At 66.6% G+C, this 17,279-nt stretch carries 11 protein-coding genes and 6 pseudogenes; 5 read left to right on the top strand and 12 right to left on the bottom strand.

Going from position 1 to position 17,279, the window contains the following annotated elements; translation table 11 throughout:
* The first annotated feature begins 1 nt into the window (after window position 1).
* From rsgA to asd, 3 genes and pseudogenes are all read left to right on the top strand, one after another.
* Window positions 2-1,035 (top strand): annotated as a pseudogene (gene rsgA, locus ACUDAL_RS03190) (small ribosomal subunit biogenesis GTPase RsgA).
* Window positions 1,036-1,072: 37 nt separating this feature from the next.
* Window positions 1,073-1,903: a sulfurtransferase gene (locus ACUDAL_RS03185; protein WP_444677119.1), complete on the top strand. Its 831-nt coding sequence runs from the start codon at window positions 1,073-1,075 to the stop codon at window positions 1,901-1,903.
* 31 nt (window positions 1,904-1,934) lie between these two features.
* A pseudogene (gene asd, locus ACUDAL_RS03180) lies at window positions 1,935-2,794 on the top strand (archaetidylserine decarboxylase).
* A 6-nt stretch (window positions 2,795-2,800) separates the two neighbouring features.
* Here the strand turns inward: asd and epmA are convergent.
* Complete coding sequence (gene epmA, locus ACUDAL_RS03175) at window positions 2,801-3,787, bottom strand: EF-P lysine aminoacylase EpmA (protein WP_444677118.1); 987 nt, start codon at window positions 3,785-3,787, stop codon at window positions 2,801-2,803.
* A 182-nt stretch (window positions 3,788-3,969) separates the two neighbouring features.
* Complete coding sequence (efp, locus tag ACUDAL_RS03170; RefSeq protein ID WP_149327530.1) at window positions 3,970-4,536, bottom strand: elongation factor P; 567 nt, start codon at window positions 4,534-4,536, stop codon at window positions 3,970-3,972.
* Between the two features lie 102 nt (window positions 4,537-4,638).
* Here efp and epmB point away from each other — a divergent pair, with 102 nt between their 5' ends.
* A complete protein-coding gene (gene epmB / locus ACUDAL_RS03165; protein WP_444677117.1) occupies window positions 4,639-5,685 on the top strand; it encodes an EF-P beta-lysylation protein EpmB in 1,047 nt (348 codons plus the stop codon).
* 141 nt (window positions 5,686-5,826) lie between these two features.
* Here the strand turns inward: epmB and leuA are convergent, their stop codons facing one another.
* The 6 genes and pseudogenes from leuA to ACUDAL_RS03135 form a co-directional block, all read right to left on the bottom strand.
* Entirely contained in the window at window positions 5,827-7,542 is a 1,716-nt protein-coding gene (gene leuA / locus ACUDAL_RS03160) for a 2-isopropylmalate synthase (protein ID WP_444677116.1), read from the bottom strand.
* 40 nt (window positions 7,543-7,582) lie between these two features.
* Window positions 7,583-7,729 carry a hypothetical protein gene (locus ACUDAL_RS03155; protein WP_444677115.1) on the bottom strand — a complete coding sequence of 49 codons (147 nt, stop codon included), beginning with the start codon at window positions 7,727-7,729 and terminating at the stop codon, window positions 7,583-7,585.
* Window positions 7,730-7,874: 145 nt separating this feature from the next.
* Complete coding sequence (locus tag ACUDAL_RS03150; protein ID WP_444677114.1) at window positions 7,875-8,156, bottom strand: protealysin inhibitor emfourin; 282 nt, start codon at window positions 8,154-8,156, stop codon at window positions 7,875-7,877.
* 55 nt (window positions 8,157-8,211) lie between these two features.
* Window positions 8,212-8,499 carry a M4 family metallopeptidase gene (locus tag ACUDAL_RS03145; RefSeq protein WP_444677113.1) on the bottom strand — a complete coding sequence of 96 codons (288 nt, stop codon included), beginning with the start codon at window positions 8,497-8,499 and terminating at the stop codon, window positions 8,212-8,214.
* A 101-nt stretch (window positions 8,500-8,600) separates the two neighbouring features.
* Window positions 8,601-9,254, bottom strand: a pseudogene (locus ACUDAL_RS03140) (M4 family metallopeptidase); the annotation flags it as partial.
* 64 nt (window positions 9,255-9,318) lie between these two features.
* A complete protein-coding gene (locus ACUDAL_RS03135; protein ID WP_444677112.1) occupies window positions 9,319-10,149 on the bottom strand; it encodes an ion transporter in 831 nt (276 codons plus the stop codon).
* 251 nt (window positions 10,150-10,400) lie between these two features.
* Between ACUDAL_RS03135 and ACUDAL_RS03130 the strand changes: the two are divergent.
* Window positions 10,401-11,254: pseudogene (locus tag ACUDAL_RS03130) on the top strand (SDR family oxidoreductase).
* Between the two features lie 71 nt (window positions 11,255-11,325).
* On the opposite strand, the gene ACUDAL_RS03125 reads toward ACUDAL_RS03130, so the two are convergent.
* The 4 genes and pseudogenes from ACUDAL_RS03125 to parE all read right to left on the bottom strand — a co-directional run bounded on the left by ACUDAL_RS03125 (window position 11,326) and on the right by parE (window position 17,233).
* The gene (locus ACUDAL_RS03125) at window positions 11,326-11,586 is read right to left on the bottom strand and encodes a TIGR02647 family protein (RefSeq protein ID WP_086511902.1); all 261 of its coding nucleotides are present in this window, start codon (window positions 11,584-11,586) and stop codon (window positions 11,326-11,328) included.
* Between the two features lie 85 nt (window positions 11,587-11,671).
* Window positions 11,672-12,891, bottom strand: a pseudogene (serB, locus tag ACUDAL_RS03120) (phosphoserine phosphatase SerB).
* A pseudogene (gene parC / locus ACUDAL_RS03115) lies at window positions 12,888-15,139 on the bottom strand (DNA topoisomerase IV subunit A). Before parC ends, serB begins: the two co-directional pseudogenes overlap by 4 nt.
* 216 nt (window positions 15,140-15,355) lie before the next feature.
* Window positions 15,356-17,233 (bottom strand): DNA topoisomerase IV subunit B, encoded by a 1,878-nt coding sequence (gene parE, locus ACUDAL_RS03110; protein WP_444677111.1) that lies wholly within the window; start codon window positions 17,231-17,233, stop codon window positions 15,356-15,358.
* Between the last annotated feature and the right edge of the window lie 46 nt (window positions 17,234-17,279).

The following is a 17,279-nucleotide window of genomic DNA, read 5'->3' as shown; positions in this document are numbered from 1 at the left end:
CATGAGCAAACGCAAGTTGAGCCGCCAGCAGCGCTGGCGCATCGAGAAGATACAGGCCGAACGGGCCAAGCGCGCCGAGCAGCTCGACGCCAAGGACTCGCAGAAGCTCGCCGCCGGTGAGTACGGCCCCGAGCGGTCCGGCCGAGTCATCGCCCATTTCGGTCGTACCCTCGACGTGCAGGGGACGGCCATGGGCCGACGGTGCGCTGCCACCTGCGCGCCAACCTCGAAGGGCTGGTGACCGGCGACCGGGTCGTGTGGCGTGCCGCCGAGGACGCCGAGGGCAACGTCAGCGAGGGCGTGGTGGTGGCGCGCAGCGAGCGCCAGAACGTGCTGGAGCGCCCCGACGCCCGCGGCCAGCTGAAGCCGGTGGCGGCCAACATCGACCAGATCCTGATCGTCTTCGCCGCTGAGCCGGCGCCGCACCCCAACCTGATCGACCGCTACCTGGTAGCGGCGGAGGCCACCGGCATCGCACCGGTGCTGGTGCTCAACAAGATCGACCTGCTGCCCGACAGCGGCGGCGAGCTGCGCGCCCTGCTGGCACGCTACGAGGCGCTCGGCTACCCGGTGGTAACCTCGACGACGGCAGGCGAAGCGGGGCTCGACGCCCTGCTGGACCGCCTGTCCGGACGCACCTCGGTGTTCGTCGGCCAGAGCGGCGTGGGCAAGTCATCGCTAATCGACCGGCTGCTGCCGGATGAGTCGCTGCGTATCGGTGCGCTGTCGAAGGACTCGCGCAAGGGCACCCACACCACTACCACGGCGCGCCTCTACCGGCTGCCGACGGCCGACGACGCCGAGCTGATCGACTCGCCCGGCATCCGCGAATTCGGCCTCGTGCATCTGGACGAACGCCAGGTCGCCGAAGGCTTCATCGAGTTTCGCGACTTCCTCGGCCGCTGCCGCTTTCGCGACTGCAGCCACCGCCACGAGCCCGGCTGCGCCCTGCTCGAGGCCGTGGAACGCGGCGACATTCATCCCCAGCGTTTTGCCAGCTATCGCCATATCGTCGATAGTCTCAACGAGACCTGATTCGGCCGCATCGCGACCATGAGATAAGGAGAGCGCCATGAGTTCCGAAGAGAATCTGCTGCCGCTGATCGTCGAACCGGAGCAGCTCGCCGAGCATCTGGACGATCCCCAGCTGTTGCTCGTCGACGTGCCGCTGAGGTCGGAGAGCTACGACGAGGGCCACGTGCCCGGCGCCGTATTCCTCGATTTTCGCCGCCTGATGCGCGGCGAGGGCGAGGTGCCCAACGAGGTGCCGAGCCCCGAGGCGCTGTCGCGGCTGTTCTCGTCGCTGGGCCTGACCCGCGATACCCACGTGGTGGCCTATGACGACGAGGGCGGCGGCTGGGCCGGACGCCTGCTGTGGACCCTGGAGCTGATCGGGCATACCCGTTATTCCTACCTCAACGGCGGCATCCACGCCTGGCGTCAGGCCGGCCAGCCCGTCTCCCATGAGCCGAGCGCAGCGACGCCCAGCGAGTACGAGGCCGATTTCCTGCACCCTGAGGTCGCCATCGACCGGCTGGAGCTGCAGGAGCGGCTGGGCGAAAAGGGCTTTGCGGTATGGGATGCCCGCTCGCCGGCGGAGTATCGCGGCGAGAAGGGCGAGAACCGACAGCTCGGGCACATTCCCGGCGCGGTCAACATGGAGTGGACCGAGGCCATGGACAAGGAGCGTGCGCTGCGCATTCGCGACTACGCCGAGCTGATCACCGAACTCGAGGCGCTGGGGCTCACCCCGGACATGGAAGTGGTCACTCACTGCCAGAGTCACCACCGCAGCGGCTTCACCTGGCTGGTGGGCAAGGCGCTGGGCTTCGAGAAGATACGCGGCTACGCCGGCTCCTGGAAGGAGTGGGGCAACCGCGACGATACGCCGGTCGAGAAGTAAATACCGCTTTCATTGCCAGGAATTCCAAACCTTGTCTCTCGCCAAGTTCTTCGCCCTGATCCAGTATCCGATTCCCCATCACCTGCTCTCGCGGCTGGTGGGCTGCCTAGCCGAAACCCGCGTGGCCTGGCTCAAGAATGCGCTGATCCGCGCCTTCATCAAGGTGTTCAAGGTCGACATGGGCGAGGCCGCCGAGCCGGATCCCACCGCCTATGCCACCTTCAACGACTTCTTCACCCGTGAGCTGAAGCCGGACGCCCGCCCCTGGGCGAGGGCCTGCTGTGCCCCGCCGACGGCAACCTGTCCCAGTTCGGCCCCGTCGAGGCCGACAAGCTGCTGCAGGCCAAGGGGCACCGCTTCTCGATGATCGACCTGCTGGGCGGCGACGCCGAGGCAGCCAAGCGCTACAGCGGCGGCAGCTATGCCAACGTCTACCTCTCGCCCAAGGATTACCATCGCGTGCACATGCCGCTGGCCGGCACCCTGACCGAGATGGTCTACGTGCCGGGGCGGCTGTTCTCGGTCAACGCCGCCACCACCGACCACGTGCCCAACCTGTTCGCCCGCAACGAGCGCCTGGTGTGCCACTTCGATACCGAGCACGGCCCCATGGCCGTGGTGCTGGTCGGCGCCATGATCGTGGCCGCCATCGAGACGGTGTGGGCCGGCCAGGTCACGCCGCTCTCGGGCCAGGTGCAGCGCATCCGCTTCGACCAGCCGGTCCACCTGGAGCGCGGCGCGGAGATGGGCCGCTTCAAGCTCGGCTCCACGGTGGTGCTGGCCTTCGGTGGCAAGGTCGATTTCGACGCCGCGCTGGCCCCCAAGACCAAGGTCAGCATGGGTCAGTCGCTGGGTGGCTTCCCGCAGCGCAATACGCCCGACTTCGTATAGTCACCTTCAGCAGCGTGGGGTGGCGAAGGCCATCACCTCCGCCACGCTCGTTTTCCCTAGCGCCAGCTGAATCAACCGGTCGATGCCCAGCGCCACGCCGCTGCCGGCCGGCATGCCGTGCGCCAGGGCGGCCAGCAGGCGCCGGTCGACGTCCACTTCGGGCAGGCCCAGCTGTCGCCGGGCGGCGTTGTCCTCGGAAAAACGCTCACGCTGCTCGTCGGCATCGGTGAGCTCGTCGTAGCCGTTGGCGAGCTCCAGCCCGGCAAGATAGACCTCGAAGCGCGAGGCGACCCACTCGCCGTCCTCCGGGTCGCGGTGGCGCCGCGCCAGGGCCGCCTGGCTCGCCGGGTAGTCCACCACCACGTCGATTCCCTCGCGCCCCAGGGTGGGTTCGATGACCAGGCTCATCAGCAGGTCGAGGCAGTCGTCGCGGGCGGCATCGCCCATGTCGAGCCCACCGCGCTGGCCGGCCAATTGCCGCAGCTCACCGAGCTCGACGCCGAAGGGGTCGAGCTCCAGCGCCTCGCGGAACAACTCGCGGTAACGCCGGCGGCGCAGCGACCCTGCCTCCCTTCCCAGTGCTGTACCGAGCACCTGGCGTATCAGCGCCACGGTCTCCTCGATCAGCTCGTCGAGAGAGAAGCCCGGGCGATACCACTCCAGCATGGTGAACTCGATGTTGTGGCGCCCGCCCACCTCACCGTCGCGAAAGCTGCGCGCCAGCTGGAAGATCGGCCCGCTACCTGCGGCCAACAGCCGCTTCATGTGGAACTCAGGCGACGTCTGCAGCCACAGCCGCTCGCGCCCTGCCGGCGTGGTCGCCGCCAGCGACAGCGAGGCCAGGTGCACGTCGGTGCTGCCGCCGTGCCCTAGCACCGGCGTCTCCACCTCCAGCACACCGCGCGCAGCGAAGAACCCCCGCACCTCGGCCAGCAGCCGCGCCTGCTCACGCAGCGTCTCGATACTCGCCGTGGGGCGCCAGTCGGTTGCCATGACACGGTCTCCACAATGATGAAGGCCACGCCGGAATAGCGTGGCCTACGTTGAACCGCGGCTTGGCCGGCGACAGGTCTATGAGAGGGCGCTGTAAATACATCCCTGTACGCTATTTTTGCCATCCATGGCAAAAACCCTCTCTACGACCTGTCCCCTACGCCGCTCGTGCTCCAGTAAAATCAGGCGCGGGAGACGTATTCACCAGAGCGTGTATCGACTTTCAGCACTTCGCCCTGGTTGATGAACAGCGGCACCCGCACCACGGCGCCGGAAGAGAGCGTGGCCGGCTTGGAGCCGCCCTGGGCGGTATCGCCCTTCAGGCCCGGGTCGGTCTCGACCACTTCCAGCTCGATGAAGTTGGGCGGCGTAACGCTGATGGCGTTGTCGTTCCACAGCGTCACGGTGTAGACCACCTGCTCCTTGAGCCACTTGATGGTGTCGCCCAGCGCCTTCTTCTCCACTGCGTACTGTTCGAAGGAGCCGTCGGTCTTCATGAAGTGCCACATATCGCCGTCGGTGTAGAGATACTCCATTTCCAGGTCTACCACGTCGGCGCCTTCCAGGCTCTCGCCCGACTTGAAGGTACGCTCCCACACGCGGCCGGTGATCAGGTTGCGCAGCTTCACGCGGTTGAACGCCTGCCCCTTGCCCGGCTTGACGAATTCGTTCTCGACGATCGCGCAGGGATCGCCGTCCAGCATCACCTTCAGACCGCCCTTGAATTCGTTGGTAGAATAGCTAGCCATGTTGCCTCTCGAATGATCGGGCGCGCCGCGGTAGGCTCCGGACGCGCAACGTACCGTACGACGAGGAATCGAACCCTCGCCCCATTGTGACTGGTGTGCCGCATGATAACCCGAAGCTCCGCCCTTTTGCAGAGACCGGAAACGCCGGGCGCTGACGTGACGCCCTTGACGCTGCAGAGCGCCTGGCAGAACCAGCTGTCGCAGGCGATTCGCGACCCGCGCGAGCTATGCCGGCGCCTGGGGCTGGACGACACCTGGCTGCCCGGCGCCGAGGGCGGTCACGCGCTGTTCGAGGTGCGCGTGCCCGAGGCGTTCCTGGCGCGCATGCGCCCCGGCGATCCCCACGACCCTCTGGTGCGCCAGGTGCTGCCGCTAAGCGCCGAGGGCGAGAGCGTCCCCGGCTACGTGGCCGATCCGCTGCAAGAGGCCGCGCACACGCCGGGGCCGGGGCTGATTCATAAGTACGCCGGCCGCGTGCTGCTGATTGCGAGCCCCGCCTGCGCGGTGAACTGCCGCTACTGCTTCCGCCGTCACTTCCCCTACGACGCCAACAGCCCCTCTCGCGCGCAGTGGGAGGGCTCGCTGGACACGCTGCGCAGCGACCCGAGCATCCGGGAGGCGATCCTCTCCGGCGGTGACCCGCTGGCCGCCAGCGACCGCCAGTTGGCCTGGCTCGTCGAGCGCCTCGAGGCGATTCCCCATCTCGAGCGCCTGCGCCTTCACACCCGCCTGCCGGTGGTGATCCCGGACCGCGTCGACGACGCCCTGCTCGACTGGCTCGGCAACACCCGGCTGCAGAAGGTGATGGTGCTGCACATCAATCATGCCCAGGAGATCGACCAGGCGGTGGTCGAGGCCTGCGCACGGCTGAAGGCGGCCGGGGTCACCCTGCTCAACCAGAGCGTGCTGCTGCGCGGCGTCAACGACTCGGTCGCGGCGCTGGCCGGGCTCTCGGAGCGGCTGTTCGAGGCCGGCGTACTGCCTTACTACCTGCACGTGCTCGACCCGGTGGCGGGCGCGGCGCACTTCGACGTGCCCGACGAAGAGGCCCGCGAACTGGTCGCGGGCCTGCGGACGGTACTGCCCGGCTTCCTGCTGCCGCGCCTGGTCAGGGAGATCCCCGGCGAGGCAAGCAAGACGCCGCTGTAGCCGACAACCACGGCACAAGCAGGGTCGGGGACAGGCCGGAGAGGAGGTCTTTTTCCAGGGAAGGAAAAAGTAGCGTCCAGGGATGGGTTTACAGCGCCTCCTCGTAGACCTGTCGCCGATCAAGCTGCGAGGCCAGGGCGGTTACTTTACGTCTGCCAAGCTCTCCGCCGTTACGTTGGCCGCCGCCGGCTGGGTGGAGACGTGGCGGTTGATGGCGCTCATCACCGCCTTCATCGAGGCGCTGGTGATGCTCTCATCGGTGCCCACGCCGAACACCGCCTTGCCGTCGATGCGCACTTCCACGTAGGCGATCGCCTCGGCGTCGGAGCCCTGGCCGCGGGAGTGCTCGTGGTAATCGATGATCTCCACGTCATGGCCGGCCGCGCCCAGCGCCTTGATGTAGGCTGCCAGCGGGCCGTTGCCCTCGCCGCTGATGGTGCGCCGCTCGCCGTGCTCGTCGATGCTGGCCTCGAGCTTGACCTTGGGGCTATCGGCCTCGGAAGCGAGGCGGTGATTGACCAGCGCATAGGGTGAGGTGCGCGCCAGGTATTCGTCGGCAAAGGCCTGGTAGATCATCTGCGAGGTGATCTCGCGCCCGGTACGGTCGGCCACTTCCTGCACCACCTGGCTGAACTCGATGGAGAGGCGGCGCGGCAGCTCGATGCCGTGCTCCTGCTCCAGCAGGTAGGAGACCCCGCCCTTGCCCGACTGGCTGTTGACGCGAATCACCGCCTCGTAGCTGCGCCCCACGTCGAGCGGGTCGATGGGCAGGTAGGGCACCTCCCACACGGCCTCCGGATTGGCGCGACGCTCGGCCATGCCCTTCTTGATGGCATCCTGGTGGGAGCCGGAGAAGGCGGTGAACACCAGGTCGCCCACGTAGGGGTGGCGCGGATGCACGGGCAACTGGTTGCAGTACTCCACCTCACGCATGATCGGGGTGATGTTGGAGAAATCGAGCCCCGGGTGCACGCCCTGGGTGTAGAGGTTCATGGCCAGGGTGACGATATCGACGTTGCCGGTACGCTCGCCGTTGCCGAACAGCGTGCCCTCGACGCGGTCGGCGCCGGCCATCACGGTGAGCTCCGCCGCCGCCACGCCGGTGCCGCGGTCGTTGTGCGGATGCACGCTGACGATCAGGTGATCGCGGTTCTTCACATGGCGACAGAACCACTCGACCTGATCGGCGTAGTTGTTGGGCGTGGCCGCCTCCACCGTGGCCGGCAGGTTGACGATCATCGGCTTCTCGGCCGTGGCGCCATAGGCCTCCATCACCGCCTCGACCACCTCCTTGGCGAAGTCCATCTCGGTAGTGGTGAACAGCTCCGGCGAGTACTGGAAGGTCCAGTTGGTTTCCGGTGCCGCCTGCATCAGCTCGCGGATCTGGGTGGTGGCGTCCACCGCGATGCCGATGCACTCCTCCTTGCTGACGTTGAACACCACGCGGCGGAATACCGGATCGGTGGCGTTGTAGACGTGCACGATGGCATTCTTGGCGCCCTTGAGCGACTCGAAGGTACGCTCGATCAGGTGCGGACGCGCCTGGGTCAGCACCTGGATGGTGACGTCATCCGGCACCCGGCCGTTCTCGATCAACGAGCGTACGAAGTCGAAGTCGGTCTGCGAGGCCGAGGGAAAGCCCACCTCGATCTCCTTGAAGCCGATCCTCACCAGCAGATCGAAGAAGCGCTGCTTGCGCTCCTGATCCATGGGATCGATCAACGCCTGGTTGCCATCGCGCAGGTCAACGCTGCACCACAGCGGCGGCGTTTCGATGCGACGGTTCGGCCACTGTCGGTCGGGCAGATCGACGGCGACGAAGGGGCGGTACTTGGCGGCGGGGTTGTCGAGCATCATGGCGGTGGTCTCCCTAGCTGGCGGCTCTGATAGGCGGCATTCAGAAACGACGACGCCCCGGCTGCATGGAGCATACCGGGGCGTCGTGGCGATAGACGGAACGGCGCACGCAATCTTTTACCGTCACGGCAAATACGTTCACGGCAAAACGGCGTACGTAGCGGAAAGCGATTGGGTTGGTGGACATCTCGGTACCTCGACTGACCTGGACAAAAACGCGATGCGCAGCGCATCGCCCGACGCTCAAAGGCCGGCTAGTAGTCGTAGGTTCAGGCTGAGGTAGCAAAATGTCGTGTTCATGCTCTCTAGAAAATCAGCCTGCGTGATGCTTGTCAAGGGTCGCCCTCGTTTTTGGCTTCGTCATCGGCCCGCCGCCACCACTCGATCAAAGCCGGCGGTACCGCCTCCTCGGCCACGGTGAGCCCCCAAAGAGTGGTACCGCTGGCATCCTCCACGCTCAGGCAGAAGCGGCGCCGGTCGGCACCGGGCCCCTCTTCCAGCCCCGCTCCGGCCTCTGCACAGGACAGCAGGCGCCAGAGCTCGTCGCGCTGCGCCTCACTGACGCGGGCACAGCGGATGCAGCGTGGGCGCGCCAGCCCGGGGAAATGCGCCACGCCCCCTCGCGATGCAGCCGAACCACACTGGCCGGCGTCAGGGGCGGCGGCTGGCTCACGGCGACACCCCTACGCGCCGCCAGCCTTCGCGCACGGCGGTCGCCTCCCGGCTTGCGGCACCATAGCGACGCTCGGCGTTGTCATGGGTCAGCGCGGCGAAGGTGACGAAGTCGCTGTCCTGATTCAGGCGGCGATCGACGAGGGTGTCGTACCAGATCCGCCCGGCCCGCTCCCAGGCGTGCCCGCCCAGTGCCATGGCCACGAGATGAAAGGCGTGATTGGGAATGCCCGAGTTGATGTGCACCCCGCCATGATCCGCTTCGGTGACCACGAAAGCCTCCATGTGATCGGGCTGCGGATCGCGCCCCAGCAGGGGTCGTCATAGGCGGTGCCTGGCCTGGCCATGGAGCGCAGGGCGCGGCCGGCGACCCGCTCGGTGAACAGCCCCTTGCCAATCAGCCAGTCCGCCTGGTCGACGCTCTGCCCCAATTCACGCTGCCTGACCAGGCTGCCGAACACGTCGCACAGCGACTCGTTGAGCGCCCCGGACTGCCCCGCATAGGCCAGTGCGGCTTCGTGCTGGATGACGCCATGGGTCAGCTCGTGGGCAATGATGTCCGTAGCGATGGTGAAGCGGTTGAACAGTTCGCCATCACCGTCGCCGAACACCATCTGACGGCCGTCCCAGAAGGCGTTCTCGTAGTCACGACCGTAGTGGACCGTGGCCAGCAGCGCCATGCCGTCATCGTCGATGGAGTGTCGCTCGTAGACTTCCCAGAATAGCCGGTAGGTCGCTCCCAGCCCCTGATACGCCTCGTCGACGGCGGGGTCGCCGCTCTCTTCCTGCCCTTCACGCCTCACCAGCCGGCCGGGCAGCACCTGATGCTGCTCGGCGGAGTGGACATAGCAAGCCGGCTCGCCGCGCCGGGCGCTGCCCTGCGGCAGGGCAACACTGCCGGCCCGGGCGCGAAAGCGGCCGTCGGCCAGCAGGGTCTGCCGGGCGCACTGCCGCTGATGGATTGAGCCGCTGGTGGCAACGCGCTCAAGCAGATAAGGTGGCAGAAAGCTACGCACCCCCGCGGCTGAATGATCGGTCATCCCTTACTCTCCTTTTGCCACCTGGCTCGGCCATCGAGCCCCTCATTCGAGCATAGCGGAAGCGCTATTTTCCGTGCCGTTCGAGCATCGCCTCCATCCGCGTGAGCTGATCGCGTAACTCCCGCACGTCGTTGCGCAGTCCGTGCAGCTCGGCGGCCTCGCCCTCTCCGCTCTCAAGCTCGATCTGGATGCTCTCCTTCTGCATCACGTCGAGCACGATGCCGATCATCATGTTGAGGAAGATGAAGGCGTTGAGAAAGATAAAGGTGAGGAAGAAGATCCAGGCATAGGGGTAGTACTCCATGGTGGGATAGAGCACCGCCGTGGCCCAGCTCTCGAAGGTGGCGACCTGGAACAGCGTCAGCATGGCCAGCGAGATGTTGCCCCACAGCCGCTCGTCGACGTCGCTGAACAGGAAGCTGCCCACCGCAGCGTAGATGTAGAAGATGATGAACATCAGCAGCGCCACATAGCCCATGCGCGGGATCGACTTGAACAGCGCCGCCATCAGCATGCGCAGCTCGGGGATCATCGACACCAGACGCAGCACGCGGAAGATGCGCAGCAGCCGCGCCAGCAGCACCATCTCCGAGTCGTCCATAGGGATCAGGCTGGCGGTGACGATCAGAAAATCGAAGACGTTCCAGCCCTTCTTGAAGAAGTCCAGCAGGCGCCGCTCCGCCGCCATGCGGATCAGGATCTCCACCAGAAAAAACACCGTGACGGCCACGTCGAGCACCAGCAGCCATTGCTGGAATCGCGAGATCTCCTCGTAGGTTCTCGCTCCGATCAGCAGGGCTGACAGCACGATGATGGCTATCACCGTGAGTTCGAACAATTTGTTGGCACGCAGCCGCTCGAAGCGATTGCGCCAGGTATCGAAGGAAGCGCTCATTAGATTGTCTCGAAGCACTCAATAACAGGAAACGGAAAGGCCGCCTTGCACGGCTTGCCCAGGCGCCTTGGCCAGTGGCGGGCGGCGTGATGGTAGCACGAGCAAACCTCCAGGGGCGCACCCGCAGCAGGCGGCACTAGGTCACCGCTCATTACGACAGCGATACCTTTATTCACGCTCCCTGCCTTGTCCTGCTTCCCCCTCCTGCCTACTTTCTAGTCATCACGTGCAAAGGAAAAGGAGTCCGGCACATGAGCGATGAGAAGCAACCCCCACAGGAGCAGACCCACCAGCCCGGCGCCGAGTACAAGATGGATCCGCAGCCGGAGTACATTCGCGACAGCTACCGCGGCGCCGACAAGCTCAAGGACAAGGTGGCGATCATCACCGGCGGCGACAGCGGCATCGGTCGTGCCGTGGCGGTGCACTACGCCCGGGAGGGCGCCGACTGCGTCATCGTGCATCTGGAAGAGGACACCGACGCCCGTGACACCCAACAACTCGTCGAGGCCGAGGGCGTCGCTGCCTGGTGCTCAAGGGCGACGTGGGCGAGCCGTCGTTCTGCGACCATATCGTCGACAGGACGCTCGCCGAGTTCGGCAAGCTCAATATCGTGGTACACAACGCCGCCGAGCAGTACGACTGGGACGACATCACCGAGATTCCCCCGGATCAGCTGCAGCGCACTTTCCAGACCAACGTGTTCAGCCACTTCTACCTGACCAAGGCGGCTCTTCCCCACATGCACGAGGGCGACAGCTTCATCTGCACCTCGTCGATCAACGCCTTCAAGGGCAACCCGACGCTGATCGACTACACCGCCACCAAGGGGGCGATCCAGGGGCTGGTGCGCTCGCTGGCGGTACCGCTGGCCGAGAAAGGGATTCGCATCAATTCCGTGGCGCCGGGACCGGTATGGACGCCGCTGATCCCGGCCAGCTTCGACGCCGAGAAGGTTGCCTCCTTCGGCGGCCAGGTGCCGATGAACCGCGCCGGCCAGCCCTCCGAGATGGGGCCGGCCTACGTCTACCTGGCCTGCGAGGAGTCCTCCTACATGAGCGGGCAGACCTTGCACCTCAACGGCGGCGTGGTGCTTAACACTTGAGCCCGAGCGCCCGACGCACGAAGGCCGCCCATTCGGGCGGCCTTCGTCGTTCTGGGCGGATCGGAGTGAGCTCAGGTGGTCAGCTCGGCAGGATCCAGCAGTCCGGTGAGTTCCTGGGCGTGGTGGGCAGCCTCGCGCCCGCGCGGGGTCAGGTAGCCACCGTCGGCCTGGGTCACCAAGCCCTTCTCATACAGCCGCTCGGCGGCAGCCACGGCGCCGGGAGATGCGCTACCGGCATGCACCTTGAGGCCTGCCTGGGTGGTATCGAGGTTGTACAGGCAGAGCAGGTTCAGCTCGTCCAGCAGCTCGGCGGAGAAATGCGCTTGGGCCATGGCGACCTCCGATTCAATGGGGTTCTTCGAAAGTACGCCACTTCCCACCGCGACACCAGTGCCCTCTCCTTACCCCTTTCGTCGCCTAACCCGCGCGACTGTCGTCCTCCAGATCCCCTTCGCGATAGCCCATCAGGTAGAGCACGGCGTCGATGCCCAGGGTCGAGATCGACTGGCGCGCCTGGCTGCGCACCAGGGGCTTGGCGCGGAAAGCGATGCCGAGGCCGGCGGCTGCCAGCATCTTGAGATCGTTGGCACCGTCGCCCACGGCGATGGTCTGCTCCATGGCGAGCCCCTCGCGGGCGGCGATTTCGCGCAGCAGCTCGGCCTTGCGGCTGGCATCCAAAATCGGCTCGCGCACCTCGCCGGTGACCTTGCCATTCTCGATCAGCAGTTCGTTGGCGTGGATCTCGTCGAAGCCGAGCTTTTCTTGCAGATGCCGGGCGAAGTAGGTGAAGCCGCCGGAGAGGATCGCAGTGCGATAGCCCAGGCGCTTCAAGTGCTTCATCAGCCGCTCGACGCCATCCATCAGCGGCAATTCTTCGGCGATCTCGGCCAGCACCGCTTCGTCCAACCCCTTGAGCTTGGCCATGCGCTCGCGGAAGCTCTGCTGGAAATCGAGTTCGCCGCGCATGGCACGCTCGGTGACCGCCGCGACTTCCTCGTAGACACCGTGGCGACGGGCCAGCTCGTCGATCACCTCGGCCTGGATCAGGGTCGAGTCCATGTCGAAGCAGACCAGGCGACGGTGGCGGCGCCAGATCGAATCCTCCTGCAGGGCAATGTCGACGCCGTGCATGGCCCCCAGCGCCAGGGCCTTCTCGCGCAGGCTGTCGAGGTCGACCTCGTCGCCGCGCAGCCAGCACTCGACGCAGGAGCCGAAGCGCGGCACGCCGCCGTCCAGCGGTTCACGGCCCGAGAGACGATGGATCAGCTCCACGGTAAGGCCGTGCTCGGCGGTCAGCGCCCCCACCTCGGCCAGGATGCCGGCCGGCAGGTGCGGTGCCAGTAGCGTCAGGATCAGCCGCGGTTCACTGGCGTGGGCGCTCCAGCGCTGGTAGTCCTCGGCGCTGACCTGGATCGCCTGCACGTCGAGACCCAGGCTGTCGCCCACCTCGGCCAGGGCTCCTCGAGGTCGCTGTCGTGGTCGAGGCCGACCAGCGCCTCCAGCGAGACCATGCCGAAGGTCACGCTCTGGTTGATGTCGAGCAGCCGCGCGCCGCTGCGCGCCATGGCCTGGCCCAGGCCGGCCAGCTGGCCGGGGCGTGCCGCGCCAGTGGCGCGAATCAGCAGTCGTCTTGTCATTCACCACTCTCCAAACGATCGACCTTCTGCAGGCCGCGGGGCAGCTTGCTGCCGCGCCGGCCGCGCTCGCCGCGATAATAATCCAGATCGGCGTCCTTGAGGGTGAGATGACGCTTGCCGGCATGCACCACCAGCGCGGCACCCGCCGGCAGCAGCACCACATCGCGCATCAGCTCCTCGCGCCGCGCGGCGCGCGCCCCGGGAATGTCGATCATCTTATTGCCCTTGCCCTTGGCCATCTCGGGCAGCTGCGCCAGCGGGAACAGCAGCAGCCGGCCCTCGTTGGAGACCGCCGCCACCCAGATCTCCTCGCCTTCCGGTACGCGCACCGGCGCCATCACGCGACAGCCCGTGGGCACCGAGAGCACCGCCTTGCCCGACTTGTTCTTGCCGATCAGCTCCTCGAGCCTGGCCACGAAACCGTAGCCGCCGTCGCTGGCCAGCAGGTAGCGGCTCTCCGGCGGGGCCAGCATCAGTCCGGCCATGTGCGCACCGGCCACCACGTTGACCCGGCCGGTGACCGGCTCGCCCTGGCTGCGCGCACTGGGCAGGTTGTGGGCGGCCAGGGTATAGGCACGGCCGGTGTCGTCGAGCAGCACCAGCGGCTGGTTGGTCTTGCCGCGGCCGGCGAGTGCGAAGCGGTCGCCAGACTTGTAGGAGAGCCCTTCCGGATCGATGTCGTGGCCCTTGGCGGCACGAATCCAGCCCTTCTCGGAGAGCACCACGGTGATGGGGTCGGCGCCCATCAGCTCGACTTCGGAGAGCGCCTTGGCCTCCTCGCGCTCGACGATGGGCGAACGGCGCTCGTCGCCGTGCTCGCGGGCCGCTTCGCGCAGCTCCTCCTCGATCAGGTCGGTGAGCTTGGCCTCACTGCCGAGCAGCGCCTTGAGGCGCTTGCGCTCGGCTTCCAGCGCGTCCTGCTCGCCACGGATCTTCATCTCCTCGAGCTTGGCCAGGTGGCGCAGACGCAGCTCGAGGATGGCCTCGGCCTGGCGATCGGAGAGGCCGAAGGCGGCCATCAGCGCGCTCTTGGGCTCGTCCTCCTCGCGGATGATGCGGATCACCTCGTCGATGTTGAGATAGGCGGTCAGCAGGCCTTCGAGGATGTGCAGGCGGTCCTCGACCTTGCCCAGACGATGCTCCAGGCGCCGACGCACGGTCTTGCGCCGGAAGGTGAGCCATTCGCCGAGCATGTCGGGCAGCGGCATCACCCGCGGCCGGCCGTCGAGGCCGATCACGTTGAGGTTGACGCGAATGTTCTTCTCGAGGTCGGTGGTGGCGAACAGGTGCGCCATCATCGCCTCGATGTCGACGCGGTTGGAGCGCGGTTCGATCACCAGCCGGGTCGGCTCCTCGTGGGTCGACTCGTCGCGCAGGTCGTCGACCATGGGCAGCTTCTTGGCCTGCATCTGGGCGGCGATCTGCTCGAGCACCTTGGAGCCACTGACCTGGTAGGGCAGCGCGGTGACCACCACCTTGCCCTCTTCCATCACGTAGCGTGCGCGCAGCTTCACCGAGCCGCGGCCGCTCTCGTAGAGCTTGTGCAGGTCGTCGCGGGACGTGATGATCTCCGCGGCGGTGGGAAAGTCCGGCGCCGGAAGGTGCTGCATCAGCTCGGCGGTGGTGGCCTCGGGATGGCGCAGCAGGTGGCAGGTGGCCTCGACCACTTCGTTCACGTTGTGCGGCGGGATGTCGGTGGCCATGCCCACGGCAATGCCGGTACCGCCGTTGAGCAGCACGTGGGGCAGGCGCGCCGGCAGTACCACCGGCTCGTTCATGGTGCCGTCGAAGTTGGGGTCCAGTCGACGGTGCCCTGGCCCAGCTCGGCGAGCAGCACCTCGGCGAACTTCGACAGTCGCGATTCGGTGTAGCGCATCGCCGCGAACGACTTGGGATCGTCGGGGCTGCCCCAGTTGCCCTGGCCGTCCACCAGCGGGTAGCGATAGCTGAACGGCTGCGCCATCAGCACCATCGCCTCGTAGCAGGCGCTGTCGCCGTGGGGGTGGAACTTGCCCAGCACGTCGCCGACGGTACGCGCCGACTTCTTGTACTTGGCGCTGGCGTTCAGCGCCAGCTCGCGCATGGCGTAGACGATGCGCCGCTGCACCGGCTTCATGCCGTCGCCGATGTGGGGCAGCGCCCGGTCGAGGATGACGTACATCGAGTAGTCGAGGTACGCCTTCTCGGTGTATTCGCGCAGCGAGAGGCGCTCGACGTCGCCCTCCGCCACCTGGATATCCATGGTCATACGATATGCCCTTGGTCAGGGTTCAATGTCTCTCGTTCCCGCCGCGGCTATCCCGGCGACAGGCCTTCGCGGAGGCGCTGTAAACCCATCCCTGGGCGCTACATTTGCCATCCATGGCAAATGACCTCCGCTCCGCCCTGTTCCCGGCGCCGCTCGCATCGGTCACCCCAGCACCTTTTGCTGCGAGCCGCTTCGAGCGCAGAAAGGCTCATTCATTCAGACTTCGATGTCCGCCAAGTTGCCATAATCTTCCAGCCAGCTCTTGCGGTCGGCGGCGCGCTTCTTGGCCAGCAGCATGTCCATCATCTCCATGGTGCCGTCGCCGACCTCGCGGGTGAGCTGTACCAGGCGGCGGGTCTCCACCGCCATGGTGGTCTCGCGCAGCTGCAGCGGGCTCATCTCACCGAGGCCCTTGAAGCGCTGCACGTTGGGGGTGCCGCGCTTGCCCTCGAGGCGGCGCAGGATGGCCGCCTTCTCGCTCTCGTCCAGGGCGTAGTGCACCTCCTTGCCCAGGTCGATGCGGTAGAGCGGCGGCATGGCGACGTAGACGTGGCCGGCATCCACCAGCGCCGGGAAGTGGCGCACGAACAGCGCGCACAGCAGCGTGGCGATGTGCAGGCCGTCGGAGTCGGCGTCGGCGAGGATGCAGATCTTGTGGTAGCGCAGCTGACTGAGGTCGTCGCTGCCCGGGTCCATGCCCACTGCCACGGCGATGTCGTGGACCTCCTGGGAGCCGTAGATGTCGTGGCTGTCGACCTCCCAGGTGTTGAGGATCTTGCCGCGCAGCGGCAGGATCGCCTGGGTCTCGCGGTTGCGCGCCTGCTTGGCGCTGCCGCCGGCCGAGTCACCCTCGACCAGGAACAGCTCGCCCTGGGCCGGGTCCTGACCGGAACAGTCGGCCAGCTTGCCGGGCAGCGCGGGGCCAGCGGTGACCCTCTTGCGCGCCACCTTCTTGGCGCTCTTCTGGCGCCGCTGGGCGGCGCTGATCACCAGTTCGGCCAGGGCCTCGGCCTGGTCGACGTGGTGATTCAGCCACAGCGAGAAGGCGTCCTTCACCACGCTGGAGACGAACGCCGCCACCGTGCGCGAGGAGAGACGCTCCTTGGTCTGGCCGGCGAACTGCGGGTCGAGCATCTTCACCGAGAGCACGTAGGCGACGCGCTCCCACAGGTCCTCGGCAGTGAGCTTGACCCCCGCGGCAGCAGGTTGCGGTATTCGCAGAACTCGCGCAGCGCCTCGAGCAGGCCCGAGCGCAGCCCGTTGACGTGAGTGCCCCCTGGGGGTGGGAATCAGGTTGACATAGCTCTCCATCAGCGTCTCGCCGCCTTCGGGGAGCCACTGCACCGCCCAGTCGACCGCCTGCTCGTCGTCGGCAAAATGACCGATCAGCGGCGAAGCCGGCAGCACCTCGAAGCCGTCAGTGGCCTGGGCCAGGTAGTCGCGCAGGCCGTCCTCGTACTGCCACACGCTCTCGGCGCCGTCGACCTCCACCAGGGTGACCTTGAGCCCCGGGCACAACACCGCCTTGGCCCGCAGCAGGTGCTTGAGTCGGCCCATGGCCAGTTTCGGGCTGTCGAAGTAGGACTCGTCGGGCCAGAAGCGCACCAGGGTACCGGTGGTGCGCTTGGCCACGCTGCCGATCTCGGCCAGCTCCGAGACCTTGTCGCCGTGCTCGAAGGCCATGGCATGGCGGGCGCCGTCGCGCATCACCTCGACCTCCAGGCGCCGCGACAGGGCGTTCACCACCGACACGCCGACGCCGTGCAGGCCGCCGGAGAAGCGATAGCTGGACTGGGAGAACTTGCCGCCGGCATGCAGCCGGGTGAGGATCAGTTCGATCCCGGAGACGCCGTGCTCGGGGTGGATGTCGATCGGCATGCCGCGGCCGTCGTCGGCCACTTCGATACCGCCATCCTCCAGCAGACGCACGCTGACTTCCCGGGCGTGGCCGGCCAGTGCCTCGTCGACGCTGTTGTCGATGACTTCCTGAGCCAGGTGGTTGGGGCGGGTGGTGTCGGTGTACATGCCGGGGCGCTTGCGCACCGGATCGAGACCGGAGAGAACTTCGATTGAGCTGGCACTGTACTGTGTCATGCGTGTTCCGTCGCCGTTGCAGAGTTCGGTCGTGCTGCTAGTACGC

The organism is Halomonas sp. E19 (assembly GCF_052439355.1).
Classification (GTDB): Bacteria; Pseudomonadota; Gammaproteobacteria; order Pseudomonadales; family Halomonadaceae; genus Halomonas.
Note: the sequence above shows the minus strand (reverse complement) of the source record. Positions and strands in the feature narration are given on the sequence as shown.

Coding starts and splice junctions, on each gene's coding strand:
- ACUDAL_RS03185 (WP_444677119.1), top strand. CDS start 1,073: ATGAGTTCCGAAGAGAATCTGCTGCCGCTGATCGTCGAACCGGAGCAG.
- epmA (WP_444677118.1), bottom strand. CDS start 3,787: ATGGCAACCGACTGGCGCCCCACGGCGAGTATCGAGACGCTGCGTGAG.
- efp (WP_149327530.1), bottom strand. CDS start 4,536: ATGGCTAGCTATTCTACCAACGAATTCAAGGGCGGTCTGAAGGTGATG.
- epmB (WP_444677117.1), top strand. CDS start 4,639: ATGATAACCCGAAGCTCCGCCCTTTTGCAGAGACCGGAAACGCCGGGC.
- leuA (WP_444677116.1), bottom strand. CDS start 7,542: ATGATGCTCGACAACCCCGCCGCCAAGTACCGCCCCTTCGTCGCCGTC.
- ACUDAL_RS03155 (WP_444677115.1), bottom strand. CDS start 7,729: ATGTCCACCAACCCAATCGCTTTCCGCTACGTACGCCGTTTTGCCGTG.
- ACUDAL_RS03145 (WP_444677113.1), bottom strand. CDS start 8,499: ATGGAGGCTTTCGTGGTCACCGAAGCGGATCATGGCGGGGTGCACATC.
- ACUDAL_RS03135 (WP_444677112.1), bottom strand. CDS start 10,149: ATGAGCGCTTCCTTCGATACCTGGCGCAATCGCTTCGAGCGGCTGCGT.
- ACUDAL_RS03125 (WP_086511902.1), bottom strand. CDS start 11,586: ATGGCCCAAGCGCATTTCTCCGCCGAGCTGCTGGACGAGCTGAACCTG.
- parE (WP_444677111.1), bottom strand. CDS start 17,233: ATGACACAGTACAGTGCCAGCTCAATCGAAGTTCTCTCCGGTCTCGAT.